The organism is Paramicrobacterium fandaimingii, assembly GCF_011751745.2.
GTDB classification, from domain to species: Bacteria; Actinomycetota; Actinomycetes; order Actinomycetales; family Microbacteriaceae; genus Paramicrobacterium; species Paramicrobacterium fandaimingii.
The window spans coordinates 1,973,079-1,989,885 of the sequence record NZ_CP061170.1 but is presented as its reverse complement, the minus strand read 5'-3'; the positions used below and the strand labels follow the sequence as shown (position 1 = coordinate 1,989,885).

17 protein-coding genes and 1 tRNA gene are annotated in these 16,807 nt (G+C 63.0%); 15 read left to right on the top strand and 3 right to left on the bottom strand.

The genetic code is table 11. The annotated features are described in order from the left end of the window. The first annotated feature begins 4 nt into the window (after nt 1-4). The 13 genes from pyrG to HCR84_RS09575 all read left to right on the top strand — a co-directional run bounded on the left by pyrG (nt 5) and on the right by HCR84_RS09575 (nt 11,778). Nucleotides 5-1,702, top strand: coding sequence for a CTP synthase (gene pyrG, locus HCR84_RS09635; protein ID WP_195706622.1), 1,698 nt, complete (start codon nt 5-7; stop codon nt 1,700-1,702). Then, complete coding sequence (locus HCR84_RS09630) at nt 1,699-2,340, top strand: NUDIX domain-containing protein (protein WP_166984519.1); 642 nt, start codon at nt 1,699-1,701, stop codon at nt 2,338-2,340. Before pyrG ends, HCR84_RS09630 begins: the two co-directional genes overlap by 4 nt. Continuing rightward, nucleotides 2,337-3,251: a site-specific tyrosine recombinase XerD gene (xerD, locus tag HCR84_RS09625; protein ID WP_166984520.1), complete on the top strand. Its 915-nt coding sequence runs from the start codon at nt 2,337-2,339 to the stop codon at nt 3,249-3,251. Before HCR84_RS09630 ends, xerD begins: the two co-directional genes overlap by 4 nt. Before the next feature lie 74 nt (nt 3,252-3,325). Continuing rightward, nucleotides 3,326-4,222: a ParA family protein gene (locus HCR84_RS09620; RefSeq protein ID WP_166984521.1), complete on the top strand. Its 897-nt coding sequence runs from the start codon at nt 3,326-3,328 to the stop codon at nt 4,220-4,222. Then, nucleotides 4,206-5,057 carry a segregation and condensation protein A gene (locus HCR84_RS09615; RefSeq protein ID WP_434063539.1) on the top strand — a complete coding sequence of 284 codons (852 nt, stop codon included), beginning with the start codon at nt 4,206-4,208 and terminating at the stop codon, nt 5,055-5,057. Before HCR84_RS09620 ends, HCR84_RS09615 begins: the two co-directional genes overlap by 17 nt. Next, a complete protein-coding gene (scpB, locus tag HCR84_RS09610; RefSeq protein WP_166984523.1) occupies nt 5,047-5,685 on the top strand; it encodes an SMC-Scp complex subunit ScpB in 639 nt (212 codons plus the stop codon). The genes HCR84_RS09615 and scpB overlap by 11 nt, the downstream gene beginning before the upstream one ends. Beyond that, nucleotides 5,675-6,523 carry a pseudouridine synthase gene (locus HCR84_RS09605; RefSeq protein ID WP_195706621.1) on the top strand — a complete coding sequence of 283 codons (849 nt, stop codon included), beginning with the start codon at nt 5,675-5,677 and terminating at the stop codon, nt 6,521-6,523. The genes scpB and HCR84_RS09605 overlap by 11 nt, the downstream gene beginning before the upstream one ends. Continuing rightward, nucleotides 6,520-7,641 (top strand): prephenate dehydrogenase, encoded by a 1,122-nt coding sequence (locus HCR84_RS09600; protein ID WP_166984525.1) that lies wholly within the window; start codon nt 6,520-6,522, stop codon nt 7,639-7,641. Before HCR84_RS09605 ends, HCR84_RS09600 begins: the two co-directional genes overlap by 4 nt. Before the next feature lie 2 nt (nt 7,642-7,643). Beyond that, nucleotides 7,644-8,324 (top strand): (d)CMP kinase, encoded by a 681-nt coding sequence (cmk, locus tag HCR84_RS09595; RefSeq protein ID WP_166984526.1) that lies wholly within the window; start codon nt 7,644-7,646, stop codon nt 8,322-8,324. Further along, nucleotides 8,317-9,831, top strand: a complete 1,515-nt coding sequence (gene der, locus HCR84_RS09590) for a ribosome biogenesis GTPase Der (protein ID WP_166984527.1) — start codon at nt 8,317-8,319, stop codon at nt 9,829-9,831. The genes cmk and der overlap by 8 nt, the downstream gene beginning before the upstream one ends. A gap of 33 nt (nt 9,832-9,864) precedes the next feature. Further along, the gene (locus HCR84_RS09585; RefSeq protein ID WP_166984528.1) at nt 9,865-10,779 is read left to right on the top strand and encodes an NUDIX domain-containing protein; all 915 of its coding nucleotides are present in this window, start codon (nt 9,865-9,867) and stop codon (nt 10,777-10,779) included. After that, nucleotides 10,776-11,618, top strand: a complete 843-nt coding sequence (locus tag HCR84_RS09580) for a DUF1684 domain-containing protein (protein ID WP_166984529.1) — start codon at nt 10,776-10,778, stop codon at nt 11,616-11,618. Before HCR84_RS09585 ends, HCR84_RS09580 begins: the two co-directional genes overlap by 4 nt. Before the next feature lie 83 nt (nt 11,619-11,701). Then, nucleotides 11,702-11,778: transfer RNA gene (locus HCR84_RS09575), tRNA-Pro, on the top strand. A 133-nt stretch (nt 11,779-11,911) separates the two neighbouring features. Here HCR84_RS09575 and HCR84_RS09570 read toward each other — a convergent pair. Both HCR84_RS09570 and HCR84_RS09565 read right to left on the bottom strand, forming a co-directional pair. Further along, the gene (locus tag HCR84_RS09570; RefSeq protein WP_434063538.1) at nt 11,912-12,871 is read right to left on the bottom strand and encodes a tyrosine-type recombinase/integrase; all 960 of its coding nucleotides are present in this window, start codon (nt 12,869-12,871) and stop codon (nt 11,912-11,914) included. Nucleotides 12,872-13,293: 422 nt separating this feature from the next. After that, on the bottom strand, nt 13,294-13,896 hold the full coding sequence (locus tag HCR84_RS09565; RefSeq protein ID WP_166984531.1) for a hypothetical protein: 603 nt from the start codon (nt 13,894-13,896) through the stop codon (nt 13,294-13,296). Between the two features lie 148 nt (nt 13,897-14,044). On the opposite strand from HCR84_RS09565, the gene HCR84_RS09560 reads away from it, so the two are divergent. After that, nucleotides 14,045-14,341, top strand: coding sequence for a hypothetical protein (locus tag HCR84_RS09560; protein ID WP_166984532.1), 297 nt, complete (start codon nt 14,045-14,047; stop codon nt 14,339-14,341). Nucleotides 14,342-14,350: 9 nt separating this feature from the next. Continuing rightward, a complete protein-coding gene (locus HCR84_RS17735; RefSeq protein WP_276511776.1) occupies nt 14,351-14,482 on the top strand; it encodes a hypothetical protein in 132 nt (43 codons plus the stop codon). Between the two features lie 23 nt (nt 14,483-14,505). Here HCR84_RS17735 and HCR84_RS09555 read toward each other — a convergent pair whose 3' ends face one another. Beyond that, on the bottom strand, nt 14,506-16,728 hold the full coding sequence (locus HCR84_RS09555; RefSeq protein ID WP_166984533.1) for a KAP family P-loop NTPase fold protein: 2,223 nt from the start codon (nt 16,726-16,728) through the stop codon (nt 14,506-14,508). Nucleotides 16,729-16,807: the final 79 nt, after the last annotated feature.

The following is a 16,807-nucleotide window of genomic DNA, read 5'->3' as shown; positions in this document are numbered from 1 at the left end:
GCCCGTGGCGAACATTTCTGAAACGGGTATCTCTCACGACACGACGAAGCACATTTTTGTGACTGGTGGTGTCGTTTCTTCTTTGGGCAAGGGCCTGACGGCGGCAAGCCTCGGCAACCTTCTCACCGCACGCGGTCTTCGAGTTGTGATGCAGAAGCTCGACCCGTATCTGAACGTGGATCCGGGAACGATGAACCCGTTTCAGCACGGGGAAGTGTTCGTCACCGACGACGGTGCCGAGACCGACCTCGACATCGGGCACTACGAGCGTTTTCTCGATATCAATCTGACCCAGGCAGCGAACGTGACAACGGGTCAGGTGTATTCGACGGTGATCCAGAAGGAGCGCCGCGGCGAATACCTCGGCGACACCGTGCAGGTGATTCCGCACATCACAGACGAGATCAAACGACGGATGCGTCTGCAGGCGACGGAATCTCCGAAGCCCGACGTCATCATCACCGAAGTGGGCGGAACGATCGGCGACATCGAGTCGCAGCCGTTCATTGAAGCGGCCCGTCAGGTGCGTCACGAACTCGGTCGCGACAGCGTCTTCTTCGTTCACGTATCGCTTGTGCCGTTCATGGGCGCCTCTGGGGAGCAGAAGACCAAGCCGACGCAGCACTCGGTTGCTGCGCTGCGCTCCATCGGCATTCAGCCCGATGCCCTCGTGCTGCGCAGCGACCGGCCCGTCACAGAAAGCAACAAGCGCAAGATCGCACTCATGTGCGACGTCGACGAGCGTGCCGTCGTGAACACCGTCGACGTGCCGTCGATCTACGAGATTCCGTCGACCCTGCACGCCCAGGGACTCGACGCATACATCATGAACGCTCTCGGTCTGAGCGCTGGCGACGTCGACTGGACGCGCTGGAACACGGTGCTCGATGCCGTGCACGATCCGAAAGACGAAGTGACGATCGGCATCGTCGGCAAGTACATCGACCTTCCCGATGCCTATCTGTCCGTCACCGAGGCCATCAAGGCCGGCGGGTTCGCCCACAAGACGCATGTGTCGCTCACGTGGATTCCGTCAGACGAGTGTGAGACGCCGGAGGGTGCGGCGAGGGCCCTCGCCGGCGTGGATGGCATCTGTGTTCCGGGCGGGTTCGGCATTCGCGGCATCGAGGGAAAGCTCGGTGCTCTCACCTATGCGCGGACCAACGGCATCCCGACCCTTGGACTGTGCCTCGGGCTGCAGTGCATGGTGATTGAGTATGCACGCAGCGAAGCAGGGCTCGTTGGCGCAAGCTCGACGGAATTCGATGCAGGGACGCAGCATCCGGTCATCGCGACGATGGCGGAGCAAGTCGACATCATTGCCGAGGGCGACCTCGGCGGCACCATGCGCCTCGGAATGTACCCCGCGGTACTTGCGGACGGTTCGATCGTGAACGAGCTCTATGGCGCCGACGAGGTGTCTGAGCGCCACCGTCACCGTTATGAGGTGAACAATGCATATCGCGACCGCATCTCGGAGGCAGGGCTCGTGTTTTCGGGCACGTCACCCGATGGCGGCCTTGTCGAGTACGTGGAGCTTCCGCGCGCAGTTCACCCGTTCTACGTTGCCACGCAGGCACACCCCGAGCTGCGTTCACGGCCCACAGACGCCCACCCGCTCTTCGCTGGGCTCGTCGCGGCAGCCCTCGACAGGCACAAGGCGAGCCTGCTGTTTGACGACGAAGTGACGGAAAGCGCGTGACGAGCGCGGTGCGTGCGCTGCGCGACGAAAGCGGCTCAGCGGAGCTCGAATCGAGCGACGTCGCCTTCAGCGGGCGCGTCTGGGATATCAGGCGAGACACGTTTCAGCTGAACGATGAGTCAATCACGCGTGAGTACATGGATCACACCGGCGCCGTCGCGATTCTCGCTCTCGACGAGCAGGATCGGGTGCTGCTGATCAACCAGTACCGGCACCCTGTTCGTGCCCGGCTGTGGGAGATCCCTGCCGGACTCCTCGACATCGACGCCGAGCATCCGCTCGACGCGGCGAAACGCGAGCTCGCCGAAGAGGCAGATGTCGAAGCGGCCGAATGGGCGGTGCTCTCGGAGTTCTACACATCGCCGGGTTCAAGCGACGAGGCAATTCGCATTTACCTGGCGCGAGGCGTCACCGCCCTGCCCGAGAGATTCGACCGCGAGGCAGAAGAAGCCGATATCGAAAAGCGCTGGGTCAGCCTTGACGAGATCACGGATGCTGTTCGCGCGCGCGCCGTTCAGAACCCGTCACTCGTCACCGGTGTGCTGTCTGCATACATCGCCGGAGAACGCGGCTGGACGGGACTCGGGGCAGCCGATGCCGACTGGCCGCGGCTTCGTCAGCGCGGCACAGCGGAATGAGCCTCGAACGTTCGATCGACACGTTTCTGAGACACGTGCGCATCGAGCGAGGCCTCGCCGAGAACACGGTCTCTGCCTACACGCGTGACCTCGCGCGCTACCGCGAATGGCTCGACGAGAACGGCCTCGGCGAGTTCTCAGAGGTCACCGGTGTGCACGTCACGGCATTTCTGCGCAGCCTCGCTCAGAACGACGAGAAGAAGCTGTCGCCGACATCGATCGCTCGCTCGCTGTCGTCAGTGCGGAGCCTCCATCGGTTTCTGCTCGAAGAGGCGGTTGTCACCATCGACGTGGCGAAGGACGTCAAACCTCCGAAGCAGCAAGACAGACTGCCGAAGGCAATAACGATCGCGCAGGTCGAAGCTCTGCTGGCGACAGCATCCGGTGATGCACCGCAGGCCATCAGGGACCGTGCCCTGCTCGAACTTCTCTATGCGACCGGCGCACGCGTCTCAGAAGTGTGCTCGCTCAACGTCGACGACGTCGTCGACACCGACATCGTGCGGCTGACCGGAAAGGGCAACAAGCAGCGCATCGTGCCGATCGGAAGCTACGCGCGCACGGCTCTCGACGAGTACCTCGTGCGGGTTCGTCCGGCCCTCTCGGCTCGGGGAGCAGCGACGCCCGCACTGTTTCTCGGCCTGCGTGGGCAACGGGTGTCGCGTCAGAACGCCTGGCTGATCATCAAGGCCGCTGCCGAGCGGGCCGGGCTCGCCGAGCACGTGTCGCCGCACACGCTTCGGCATTCGTTTGCAACCCACCTGTTGCAAGGAGGAGCGGACGTGCGCGTCGTGCAGGAGCTGCTGGGGCACTCGTCGGTGGCGACGACGCAGATCTACACGCTCGTGACGGCCGATACTCTGCGTGACATGTATACGCAGTCGCATCCGCGAGCTCGCGCAGATTCGTAGCGCCCGCACGCCTGCGCGGCGAACAGAACCCACGCCGGTACAATCGAGCACGACCATAGAACGAGACTCGGGGAATGAGGCAGGCAGTGGCCACAATCGACAACACCGCGGCCGCGGCAGACACATCGCACACGGAGCTCGGACCCACGGGTCGCCCGCGCAGCGAGTTTGCGGAGCCGGCACCGCTCAAGGGGCACGGCCCCGCACGCGTCATCGCCCTGTGCAATCAGAAGGGCGGCGTCGGCAAGACAACGACGACAATCAGCGTCGGTGCGGCGCTGGCTGCATATGGTCGCAAGGTGCTCTGCGTCGACTTCGACCCGCAGGGCGCGCTGTCCGCGGGGCTTGGCGTCGCGACGCACGACGACCTGACAATCTACGATCTGCTGCTGTCGAGCAAAACAGACGCGCATGACGCGATTAAATCGACAAACGTCGAGGGACTCGACGTGATCCCGGCGAACATCGACCTGTCTGCAGCCGAAGTGCACCTGGTCGGCGAAGTCGCCCGCGAGCAGATTCTCGCTCGTGTTCTTCGCAGCGTATCCAGCGACTACGACGTCGTGCTCATTGACTGCCAGCCATCGCTTGGCCTCCTGACTGTCAACGCGCTCACCGCAGCGCACGGTGTGCTGATTCCGCTCGAGTGCGAGTTCTTTGCCCTGCGCGGCGTTGCCCTGCTCATCGAGACGATCGAGAAGGTGAAGGACCGCTTGAACCCGGCGCTTCAGCTCGATGGGATCGTCGCCACCATGTTCGACGCGCGCACGCTTCACTCACGTGAGGTGCTCGATCGCGTGGTCGAGGCTTTCGGTGACGACGTTCTCGAGACAGTGATCGGGCGAACTGTGAAGTTCCCCGATGCCTCGGTGGCAGGTGTGCCGATCACCGAATTCGCTCCCGAGCACAATGCCGCGAAGGCCTACCGTCAGCTCGCGAGGGAGCTGGTTGCACGTGGCGCCGTCGCGTGACGGCGCCACGCCGACTCCTGAGCTCGTCGCCGACTCCGAGCCGGCGAACGAGCAAGGCGGATTTCGCGTTGCGCTGAGCAACTTCGAGGGGCCCTTTGACCTTCTTCTTTCGCTGATCGCAAAACACGAGCTCGACATCACCGAGGTGTCGCTCTCCCGCGTCACTGACGAGTTCATCGCCTACCTCCGTGACGTGGAGACGGAGAAAGAACTTGATCAAGCATCGGAGTTCCTTGTCGTGGCCGCGACGCTTCTCGACCTGAAGATCGCCGGCCTGCTTCCGCAGGGAGAACTCGTCGATGCCGAAGATGTTGCGCTTCTCGAGGCCCGCGACCTGCTGTTCGCACGCCTGCTGCAATACCGGGCCTTCAAGGAAGCATCCACCTGGTTCTCTGACACGTTCGATGGTGAGGCTTCTCGACACCCGCGAACCGTTCGGCTTGAGCAGAAGTACCGCACGCGCACGCCCGAGCTCGTCTGGACGCTCACGCTCGATGATTTTGCAGCGCTGGCGACGTTGGCGTTCACGCCGAAAGAGATTCCAGTCGTGGGTCTTGACCATCTGCACGCACCGCTGATCAGCATTCGCGAGCAGGCTGCCTATATCGTGGGAATACTGCGCGTCGGCGAACCGGTAACATTTCGACAGCTGATCGCCGGCGCCGGTGAGAAGGGCGTGATCGTCGCGCGCTTCATTGCGGTGCTCGAGCTGTACCGGCACGCCGCGCTCTCGTTCGAGCAGGTGGAGCCATTGGGCGAGCTTACGCTTCGCTGGACGAGCGAGCAGTGGTCTGAAGAGAATCTCGCGCACCTGGGAGCTGATTATGACGGTTGAGCAGAAAGAGAGTGGAACAACCGAGATGACGGATGCTGCTGACGCAACGGCGCCCGCAACGGTGATCGACGCCGACATCGACATGGATCGCGCAATCGAAGCGCTCCTGATGGTCGCAGACGAGCCGCAGAGCGTCATGGGCATCGCGACGGCGCTCGGCACTCCGGTGAAGCAGGTCTCGGCAACGATCGAGCGTCTTGTCGCTGACTACGACGGCGAAGGCGGGGGAGTGCGGCGTGGCTTTGAGCTGCGTGAGGTCGGCGGCGGTTGGCGCATGTACGTGCGCGAGGACTATGACGACGTTGTCGCCGCCTATGTGTCGGAGCAGAACCCGAGCAAGCTCTCGCAGGCTGCGTTGGAAACGCTCGCCGTGATCGCGTACAAGCAGCCGATCTCTCGCGGTGCGATCGCGTCGATTCGCGCGGTGAACGTCGACTCTGTTGTGCGCACTCTCGTCGGGCGCGGGCTGGTCACCGAGCTCTTCACCGATAGCGAGACTGGGGCGATCAACTACGGCACGACCGATCTGCTGCTGCAACAGCTCGGCATCAATTCGCTCGACGAGCTGCCCCCAATCTCTCCACTGCTCGCCGATGGCTCGGAGGGATTCGACGACGATGTCCGATAATTCATCAGTGCTGCCCGCGGGCGTGCGCCTGCAGAAAGTGCTTGCCGCAGCCGGAGTGGCGTCGCGTCGCGTCTGCGAGCAGTACATCGCCGAGGGTCGCGTCAGCGTCAACGGCGCCGTCGTCACGGTGCCGGGCACACGCATCGACCCGGACGTCGACCGGGTGGCGGTGGATGGCAGAGCAGTGCAGCTCGACACGACGAAGCGCTACATCATGCTGAACAAGCCGCGTGGCATTGTCAGCTCGATGCGCGACGAGCAGGGGCGGCCCGATCTGTCGCGATTCACCTCGCATTTGGACGAGCGGCTGTTCAACGTCGGGCGCCTCGACGTTGAGACATCGGGCCTGCTCATCCTCACCAATGACGGCGAAATCGCACATGTTCTCGCGCACCCGTCGTTCGGCGTCGCGAAAACTTACGTCGCCAAGGTTCGCGGGGCCGTGGAACCGCGCACGCTCACTGCTTTGAAATCTGGCATCACGCTCGACGATGGCCCCATCGCCGTTGACGCCGTGCGGGTGCTTGACGCCCACGGCACGCAGTTCACGCTCGTTGAGCTCACAATCCACTCGGGCCGCAACCGCATTGTGCGACGCATGATGGCCGAGGTAGGGCATCCTGTCATTGATCTCGTGCGGCGCAGCTTCGGGCCCCTTCACCTGGGAACGCTGCGCGCGGGCGAAATGCGCGAGCTGTCGAAAGACGAGCTGGGAGGCATTCTGACAATCGCGCGCAACGCGCACGTAACCGGCGAGATTGCGGCGAAGGAATACGACGCAGGCGCCGCCGGTCCGTCGGCGCGCACCGCGCCCAATGCGGAGGAAGAATCACGGTGACCCCACCGACACAACCACCTGGAGGCCCGTCGACAAATGGCTCGCGCCTCGACGTCACCGTGCGCGTCGTAGGAACGGGGCTGCTCGGAGCAAGTCTCGGCCTTGCGCTCACCGCGAATGGTCTCGACGTTGCACTCGCCGACGCGTCTCCCTCGCAATTGCATCTCGCGATTGACTACGGCGCGGGTCGCGCAGCCGCAGACGATGATGATCCCGATCTCATCGTCGTGGCCGTTCCCCCCGACGTTGTCGCTGATGTCGTCGCCATGGAGCTTGCTCGCTACCCCCGAGCCGTCGTCACCGACGTGGCGAGTGTGAAGACGGCGCCGTACCTCGACCTGAAGGCGCGAGGGCTCGACCTGTCTCTGTACATCGGCTCTCACCCCATGGCGGGACGAGAGCGCGGCGGGGCAATCTCGGCTCGCGCCGACCTTTTTGCCGGTCGCCCCTGGGTGATCTGCCGCGACAAGTGGACGCCACGTCATGCGCTTGCGGTCATCGAGGACCTCGCGCTCGATGTCGGTGCGACTCCGATCGAGATGACGCCGGACCAGCACGATGAGGCCGTCGGCCTTGTTTCGCACGTTCCCCAGCTTGTGTCGAGTCTTCTCGCGGCCCGACTCGTCGATGCCCCCGATGCGGCGCTCCGGCTGACGGGCCAGGGGCTGCGGGACACCGTGCGCATTGCGTCGAGCGCGCCCGAGCTGTGGGTGCAGATTCTGGGAGCGAACAGCGCCCCCGTCGCCGAGGTGCTCACGTCGCTGCGCTCCGATCTCGATGCAATCATCACGGCTCTCCATAATCCGGATGCTGTCGGGGCACGGCGCCGCATTGCCGACTCCATCGCCGCGGGCAACGTCGGCGTCGCCCGGTTGCCGGGCAAACACGGTCAAGACCGCCGTTTCGCCCAGATCGTTGTCATGGTCGATGACACCCCGGGTCAGCTGGGCAGACTTCTCACCGAACTGGGTGAGATCAACGTCAATATGGAGGACCTTCGCCTCGAGCACTCACCGGGAACGGCTGTGGGCTTGGCAGAGATCAGTGTTCTCCCCGAAGTCAAGCAACGCACGATTGACGATCTCGAAGTGCGCGGCTGGCGGATTGCGAGTGTGTGAAAATGGCAAACATCGTCGTTGCGATTGATGGGCCGGCAGGTTCGGGCAAGTCGAGCATCTCCAAGCAGGCCGCGCGTCAGCTGGACTATGACTACCTTGACACGGGGGCCGCCTATCGAGCGCTCGCCTGGTGGGTTCTCGAGCGCGACATGTCGAGTGCAGACAGCGCCGCCATCGTCGATGCTCTTCCCGACTGGGATTACAGCATCGGAGTCGACCCCGATGATTGCGTCGTGATGGTGGGCGAAACCGACATCACCGAGGCGATTCGCGAACCGCGTGTTTCGGGAGTCGTCAGCAGCGTGGCGCGCGTGCCCGCAATCCGCGAGCATGTGAATGCGCTCTTCCGCAGCATCATGCGCTCGTCTCCCCGGGACGGCATCATCGTCGAAGGTCGCGACATCACAACGGTCGTCGCCCCGGATGCTCCCGTTCGCATTCTTCTCACAGCATCCGAAGAGGTTAGAATGGCGAGGCGCTCGGCGGAGCTCACGACCGAGAACGCGACGGAGGTCGCGAATCAGCTTCGCAAGCGCGACGCCGCGGACTCGCGCGTCGTCGACTTTATGACAGCGGCCGAAGGCGTTGTCACCGTCGACTCGACAACCCTCAACTTTGATCAGACCGTCGATGCAGTACTCGATGTGATCACCCAGCAGACCGCAAGGACGACACATGGCTGACCCCACGCCCGATGACGACCAGTTCGGCGATGATGATAATCTCGCCGAGCACCTGGAGTCGCTCGACGATGATCTGGTCGAGCAGCGTGCCGACACGCTTAGGCGCGGGCTCGACGACTACGACCTCGACGAAACCGATCTCGAGATGCTCGAGACGGCAGCCGAGGGACCCGAGGCGATTCGCTACCTGCCGACGCTTCCCGTCGTGGCAATCGTCGGGCGGCCGAACGTGGGCAAATCGGCTCTCGTGAACCGAATTATCGGGCGCCGTGAGGCGGTAGTCGAAGACACGCCAGGGGTGACGCGCGACCGCGTCTCGTACCGTGCTGAATGGAACGGCAGGCACTTCACACTTGTCGACACCGGCGGGTGGGAACCTGATGCCAAGGGCATCGACGCATCCGTTGCCGCTCAGGCGGAAGTCGCCATCGATCTCGCCGACGCCGTCATGTTCGTCGTCGATGCGAATGTGGGCGCCACAAGCACAGACGAGCACGTTGTGCGTCTGCTTCGCAAGGTGAAGAAGCCCGTCTACCTCGTCGCCAATAAGGTGGATGACGTGCGGCAGGAGCCGAACACCGCGGACCTGTGGTCGCTCGGCCTCGGCGAACCGCGTGGTGTCTCAGCGCTGCACGGGCGCGGCGTCGCTGATCTTCTCGACCTTGTTCTCGATAAGCTCCCCGAGGTCTCCGCTGTCGCGAAGCGGGAGGTCGGCGGGCCACGGCGTGTGGCGATTGTCGGCCGACCGAACGTGGGCAAGTCGAGCCTGCTCAACAAGGCAGCGGGAGAAGAACGCGTCGTCGTCAATGACATTGCCGGTACGACACGCGATCCTGTTGACGAACAGGTTGAGATCGCTGGCAAGGTGTGGAGATTCGTCGACACTGCCGGCATCCGCCGTCGCGTGCACATGCAGCAGGGTGCAGACTTTTACGCGTCTCTGCGCACGAGCGCAGCCCTTGAAAAGGCGGAGGTCGGTGTCGTCGTGATCGACGTGAGTGAACCGATCTCTGAGCAGGACGTCCGCATTGTTGACCTCGTGCTGCAGTCAGGTCGCGCCCTCGTGCTCGCCTTCAATAAGTGGGATCTACTCGATGACGAGCGTCGCTGGTTTCTCGAGCGCGAGATCGAACAAGATCTCGGACATGTGTCGTGGGCACCGCGAGTGAACATCTCGGCGCAGACTGGGCGACACCTCGAAAAGCTGGTTCCGGCTCTCGAGGTGGCGCTTGAGTCGTGGGACACGCGAATTGCGACGGGAAAGTTCAATGCATTTCTCGCCGAACTCGTCGCCGAGCATCCGCACCCGCTGCGCGGCGGAAAGCAGCCTCGTGTGCTCTTCGGCACGCAGGCCTCGTCGCGCCCTCCGACATTTGTGCTTTTCACTACGGGCTTCCTCGACCCCGGCTACCGTCGCTTCATTCAGCGTCGCCTCCGAGAGATTTATGGTTTCGAAGGCAGCCCCATCGTCATCAACATGCGGGTGCGCGAACGACGTAAACGATGACGGAGAGCCGCTGACTCGTGAGAGTCTTGAGGGGTGGTACGAATTATCCCTCCGGTTCCCGGTGAACCACGGCGCCCTCGTGGCCCGCGCGACTCCGGCGATGCCTGGGTCGAAGGGGAGCGAGGCAGGTTCTGGGGCCGCTATGGGGCGGCCGGGCTCATCGCCTGGGACCCGGCGCGCGGCGTTCTTCTGCAGCATCGCGCCGAGTGGAGCGACCAGGGAGGAACCTGGGGTCTCCCTGGCGGGGCCTTGCACGAGGGAGAGAGCGCTATCGACGGCGCACTCCGCGAAGCTCATGAAGAGGCGGGAGTCCCCGCGGATCAGTTGCTTCCGCGCCTGACATCGACGTTCTCAGTTGGCTACTGGAGTTACACGACGGTGATCGCCGAAGTGACGAAGCCCTTCGAGCCCGTAATGAACGACCACGAGAGCATCGCGCTGGAATGGGTTCCGTTAGACAGCGTCGCCTCAGCGCCGCTGCACCCCGGCTTCGAAGCATCCTGGCCACACCTGCGACCGTTGCTCGGGTGTTCTCCGCAACTTATCATCGACGCAGCGAACGTCGTCGGCTCTCGCCCAGACGGATGGTGGCGCGATCGCCGTGCCGCAGCCGCGCGCCTGCGCGACCGGCTGGAAGCCCTCAGCAGCGAAGGAATCGCCGATGAGAAGGTGGCTGGCTTGCGGTGGTGTCCGGAGATCGTCATGGTCGTCGAGGGCCAGGCGAAGGGCGGAGGAAATTCTGCCCACGTCCGCGTGGTGAACGCCCCGGGCGAGGGTGACGATGAGATCGTGGAGCAGGTGGCAGCGTTGATCGTCGGCCAGGCAGAAAGAGATGTGACGGTGATCACGAGCGACCGAGAGCTGGCCGCTCGTGTCGAAGAGCTTGGAGGGCACGTGCACGGGGCTGCATGGCTATTGGAACGCATGGATACGGTGGTCGATCGATGACAGATCTCGAGCGGTTCCGTGGTGAGTGGAGCGCATGGCGTCGCGCGCGTGACGAGCAGATGGCCGATGTGCGGAGCCCCTTAGCGTTTGTGTGGGGCGCTCACGTGACGGCGCCAGACACAGAGGTTCCGCCCGCACCGGGCCGCTGGGCGCCGCTTGAGGGCGGCCGTGGTCTCGGCGTGACAGCCGAGGCAGCTGACGGCATCCGCATTAACAGCGAACTCGTCGATGGGCACGCGGAGCTCTACTGGCTTGCTCTCGACGGGCCCACCGAAGCGACATTCTCCGACGGCAGCATTGGTGTCGTTTTCAGCTACGACGGCACACGGTTCGCGCTGCAAATCTGGAATGCCGCATCCGAACGCAGGCAACGCTTCGACCGCATTGATTCCTTTACCTATGACGCTCGGTGGGTGGTGCCTGCGCGCATCAAACAGCCGTCAGAAGGGCGCACTGTCGCGATTTCGCACTACCGTGACCCCGCACCTGTCGAGGTGCCCGTCGTCGCGGAGATTGTGCTCACGATCGATGAGAGGTATTACATTCTGCAGGCAACGGAACACGAGGGGACGTTGGCGATCCCGTTCCGCGACGAAACAAGCGGCATCTCCTCTTATGGCTCGGGTCGAGTTCTGGAGCTCCCACTTGACGGACCAGACCCTGTGAAGGTGGGAGACGTTGCTTTCATCGATCTCAACCGGGCGCGATTGCTTCCGTGCGCGTTCAGCCCGGCCTGGAACTGCCCGCTGCCACCGAGCGACAATGTGCTGCCTATCGCCATCGAGGCGGGCGAGAAATGGCCGGTGGATGCCGCGGGCAAACCGCTCGATAGCGACTGACCGCGACCCGCCACGGCGATGGTCACAACCACTGTTCCAGACACGTTAGACTGGACAAGTTGTTTCCGGCTCGCCGGCAACATCGGGCTGTGGCGCAGCTTGGTAGCGCACTTGACTGGGGGTCAAGGGGTCGCAGGTTCAAATCCTGTCAGCCCGACCAGAGAGAAATACCCGATCAGAAGGTATTTTCAAGAGGTCGTAAGATCGGCGTTCGCGCCGGTCTTGTACCCAAGATCGTACCCACTGAACCCCTTGACTCGACATGGTCAAGGGGTTCAGGCGTTTCTAGCTGCTCATCCCGCCTCCCGAAGGCGCTCATCCATCCGTGCCGCAGCGTTCTGCAACGCTGTGGTGTCAGTGTTCAGGTACGCACGAGTCGTCTCGACCGATGCATGCCCGAGGATGTCGCTCACAACATGGATCGGAACACCCGCGTTCGCGAACCAGGTTGCACCCGCATGACGGAGGTCGTGACGGCGCAACCCCGGGAAACCCAGCGATGCAACCAGCGCGTCCCAACTGGTTGCGTCACGCAATGCTGCGGTGGTGATGACACCTCCGCGTGGCCCCCGTAACAGCGGTAGGTTGCGCGACCGTTGCGTCGTGAGCCTTCGCAGCACGGGCTCGAGCGGTCCGATGATCGGCACGCGGCGCGCGCGACGACCCTTTGGAGGCTTGATGCTCAGCCCGCCCGCGCCGGGGAAGCACTGTCGTTCGATCGTGACCATCTTGCTCTCCCAATCGACATCGCCGACGACGAGCCCGCCTACTTCCGAGCTGCGCGCGGCGAGGAACGCGCTGAGCATGACGTGGTCGCCGTAGCTTGTATGGATCTCAGCGCAGGCCCCAGCGATTCGCGCGACATCACTGGGCCCAAGAATCAGCTTCGCGTGCCGAAGCTCAGTGTTCGCGCTATAGCGCCTGTCGGCGCGGTCACGCACAGGATTGCGAGTGATGAGATCATCGCGCACCGCTTCATCGAACACCCGCGTCAGTGCGGCGATCGTGTTCTTGAGCGTGGAGCGGGAATGGGCTGTCTCCCAGCTGTCGATGGCTCGATCGACGAGCCCCGTCATGACCTCGCGCAGGCGGATATGGCCCAGCGCGGGAAGAACCCTGAGACGGAGGCCAGCTCGGTATCCGGCCGCGGTCGACGTCGGATCGACACCGCGAAGGAACCGGTCGCCGATCGAATGCGCGTAGTCGCTCAGAGTGATGAGTGGATCGACGGTACGGTTCGAACTCACTCGCATGAGTTCGAAGAACTCTCGAGCGGCGATGTCATCATCGACCGTGACAGAGCGACTTCCGCGTTCCCGCGAAAACGGATCAGTCCAGCGGACCCGGGCGCGGATCCGGGAACCGCGGCGGAGAGTGTCGAGGTGGAGGCGAACTCCGAACGGTGGCAAGGGGGGCGTGATGAACCGTCATTCGATCGAGGATGTCGCACTATCGCTGCGGACCTAACGTTCTCTGTAGGCAGGCAGTTATCTGACTGCGTGACACGTGCAGGCGGCCGAGTACCTGCAACTCAGCGAGGGAGAGAAATCCAGGCTCACTGCGAGCCGAGCATTCTTACCAGCCGTCGTGATCATGACCGCATGCTGCCGCCAGCGCAGTGCGCAACTTCACGGTGTTAGACGGGATTGAACTACCTGGTTGGCTAGTTGCGTGTCTACCCCACAGACCTGACGCGGGAGTTCGGCATGAGGAACTCCCGACCTGAAGCATCGACCAATCGCATGGAAGCGCCCCGTAACCGGTCGTCGTACGGCAGCGGCTCGGGTGTCTCGAGGTGGTACTCGCCGTCATTGGGGCCGAGCTCTTCCCAGCCCGTCATAGTCGCGACATCGCCCACGCTCGATGTGATGTCATCAAGGAGCTCAGGAAGGCTGTGGAGCTTTGCGACAACGCTGGTGTCGTGCCGTGTGCTGGCGCCGGTGCGGCGTAGAAGATCGGCCGCATCCTTGTCGGTGACGACGACATGACAGTACGGGATGGCAAGGCTGAGTGCGTCGATATCTCGAAGCATGTTCCAAGACCAGCTCCGTCCCTTGTTCCGGAAGAGCAGCGCTTTCATATCCGCGGAAATCCGGGCTGTGGGGACACGTTCCATGAACGCGACGGCTTTCGCGCGGCTCGCCATACCGGTTCTGCCACCGGTGATCATCGACAGCGTAAGCCGGTACTCCGCAAAAATGTCGTTGAGCAGATCGGTGTACTCGTGATTGATCTCGCGTGCCATCACAAGGGCGCGTAGCTCGTCCGCATCGGGCAAGCTGCTCTGAGAGCCACTGCTCGTACTCGACGCGATTGCCGGGACGGTTCTCGAGGTCGCGAGGGGCGACGTATCCGAGATCAAAGAGACCCGGTAGATCGTCGGGCAAAGGCCCGGTGAATACTGCAGCCTCGGCGTACTCGTTGAGATGTCGCAGGCGCGTCCTGTCGACATCGATCACCTGCCCTTCATCGTTCACGACTTTGAAGAAGGCCTGCACACCGCTGAACGCCCAATGGACGCCAACGCCGAGGACCTTGGGTCGCGGCGGGCGGAATGCGGGGCGTCCGAGCGTCTCGTGAAGCGCAGCAAGGAACTGATGTCGCATGAGCACGGGCTGCGCCCGGATCGTTTGCATGAGCGAGATCGGCGCGACCACATCGGTGAGGTCCTTCCGCTGCCGCCAGTCCAGGATGCGCGCGGTTTCCTCGTAGTGGGTCGCTGACAGCGGAAAGTGGACGCCCTTCGCGGCAGCGGCGCGTACTGCATCCAGTACTCGCTGATCCTCATTGTGCTGGGGGCGTCCGACGTTCGCGCGAGCGAGTCGAATCCATACCCACTGATCGAGGTACACGGCTGGACGTGAGAGCTTCAACCCAACTTTGGACACTACTCGTCACCCTGTTTCTCGTCACCCTGTTTCGGCGTCGAGGCGTCTCGGTCGAGCTGCAGACGAGTCAGGGACGACAAGGCGACAGCTCGTCGATTCTCAGGGTTGTCTTCGAGTCTCCTGCGGTCCGCTTCTTCAAGCAGCGGGCTTGGGAGCAGGCCTCTGAGGGCATGCAAGACCGCATCCACGCCGAACAGTCGATCGACGATCTGCAGATCCAGATTGCCGAGAGTCCAGGGCGCGCCAGGCGCGCCCATGATTCGCTGTCGGGACACGAATCTGGCGACCACATCGAGGCGTGGCCATCTGCCAGGGTCGATGCGTGCCCGCAACCACGACCTTGCTCCGTCAAGATCGATGATCTGCCAATCCCAGATCAGTGACCAGAACTCCGCAGGGACGTTGAAGATTTCATCCTCGTTGTACTGGCTGAGCGTAGCTCGCACGGCGGAGCTGAACTGGTGTTTGGCGCTCTCGAATGCTGTTAGTCGATCCCACGATGGGCGTCTCTCAGCTTCTTGGGCAGCGTGCGAGATGAGATAGGACGCGAGAGAAAGCCCGCCCTCAGTGTGAGCGAGAGTCGTGATGGCCATAGCAGGCTCATCGGCTGGCAAGAGCAGATAGATCTGCTGCGCGATCCATCGTGACTGAATGTCCGGCGTCAGCATCCCGTCGTCGTCCGGGAGCTCGTTGCGGTGCTTCGCGATCCAGCGCAAGAGTTCGACGCCGCCGGCCCGCTCGTTTTCAAAGGCGTGGAGTATCTTGCTGAGCGCGAGATTTAGGTTACTGACGTCGTCGGCGATCTTGCCCTCGATCAGTGCCAGCTCTGTGCCGTGCTCGCCTGCACGCAGCTGTCGATATGCGTTGGTCGCGTCGGCGTCGGACACATCCTCCGGAGGGACTCCGAAGGCGAAGTAGCGATCGAAATAGTCGGGATGATGAACACGCCCGGCCGTCGGCTGCCGCCTCGAGTGGTCGGGATCTTCCCGAGTCCAGTGAGCCTTGAAGCGGGGGAACAGAAGCCCGACCATGTCGGCCACGCCCTCCATGTGGATGAGGGACACTCGTGCCATCTCTAGCCGGATTCGCCAGTAATCGCGAGATCCCTCCTTGTCGGGCTTGCCGAACAAGTCGGCCGTCTCAATGTTCCTGACTTCGCCGAGTAGCGCCAAACGTTCTCTTGCGAGCAAGTCGTACACCAGCGGCTCCGCGGTACGGAGCCACGTCAGCACGAGGAAGTCCACCACGTCGACTTCGGCATGGACGGCATCGAGAAACGCATCCACCTGGCTGAAGTATCGCTTCACCGCTCGCGGCGTGGCGAGACGGTCGCGAAGATGCCCGAGGAATGCATGCGCGAGGCGCCTTCGGGCCGCACTGTCCAACGCGAAGTCCAGCCGCTGCTGAAGTTCAGACAGCTCCTGCTCGATCCACTTATCGAGCTGCCCCTGCCGGACAGGTGGCAAGTCCAACCGCACTTGGATCATCTTCTCCAGGTAGTCGACGCCGCGTCGGGAGTCGACGCCGACCAAACCGGTCCTGCTAAGGCTGTCGAGCAGCGTGTCCTCGTCGTAGGCGACGAGATAGTAAACGTGTGGCAGTCGTCCCACCAACCGGATGAGCTTGAGCGTCAGGAGGAGCTCATCGGGTGCAAGGCGATCAAGGTCATCGAGAACCATCAGGACTGGCCGATCGAGGTCACGTAGCGAGTCCTCGAGCTTGGTTCGAGTCTTCGCGAGGCTCTGATCCGGCGAGATGAAGTCGCTGAGCGCCTGCATTGACTTGGAAGCATCGATCCCGCCGAACAGGGTCGCGATCGAGGTGAGTGGAGCGACAGCCCTGCCGAAGGTGGCCAAGGATTGGCGAACCGCATCCACCTTGCTTCCCCGTGACGGGAGAGCAGCACTCAGCTCGCGGAAGAAACCGGCCTGGAGTGTATCGAGGTCCTGGAAGAACCAGGGGTTGAAGTCGGCGATGATCCAGCCGGATGATGCGTGCTCGTTCTCTGCCCTGAGCGAAGACTTGATCATATTGAGCGCGCTGCTCTTGCCGGATCCCCACGGGCCTACGAGCGCAACAACCGAAGACGCCTCGGAGGCTGCCACTGCCTTCAGGATCGAAACGGCTGAAGACACGAAGTGGTGCCGTCCAAGGTGGTCAGCGGCGACATCATTGCCTGCCAGCGGGTCATCGTTGAGATCGCGTGCGGAGAGTTGGGTCACGTTCCTATGTTGTCGGAAGGCACCGACATCTCCGACTGTCGAGAGCGCGACTCTTTCGTCGTTACCGAAACCAAGGCGG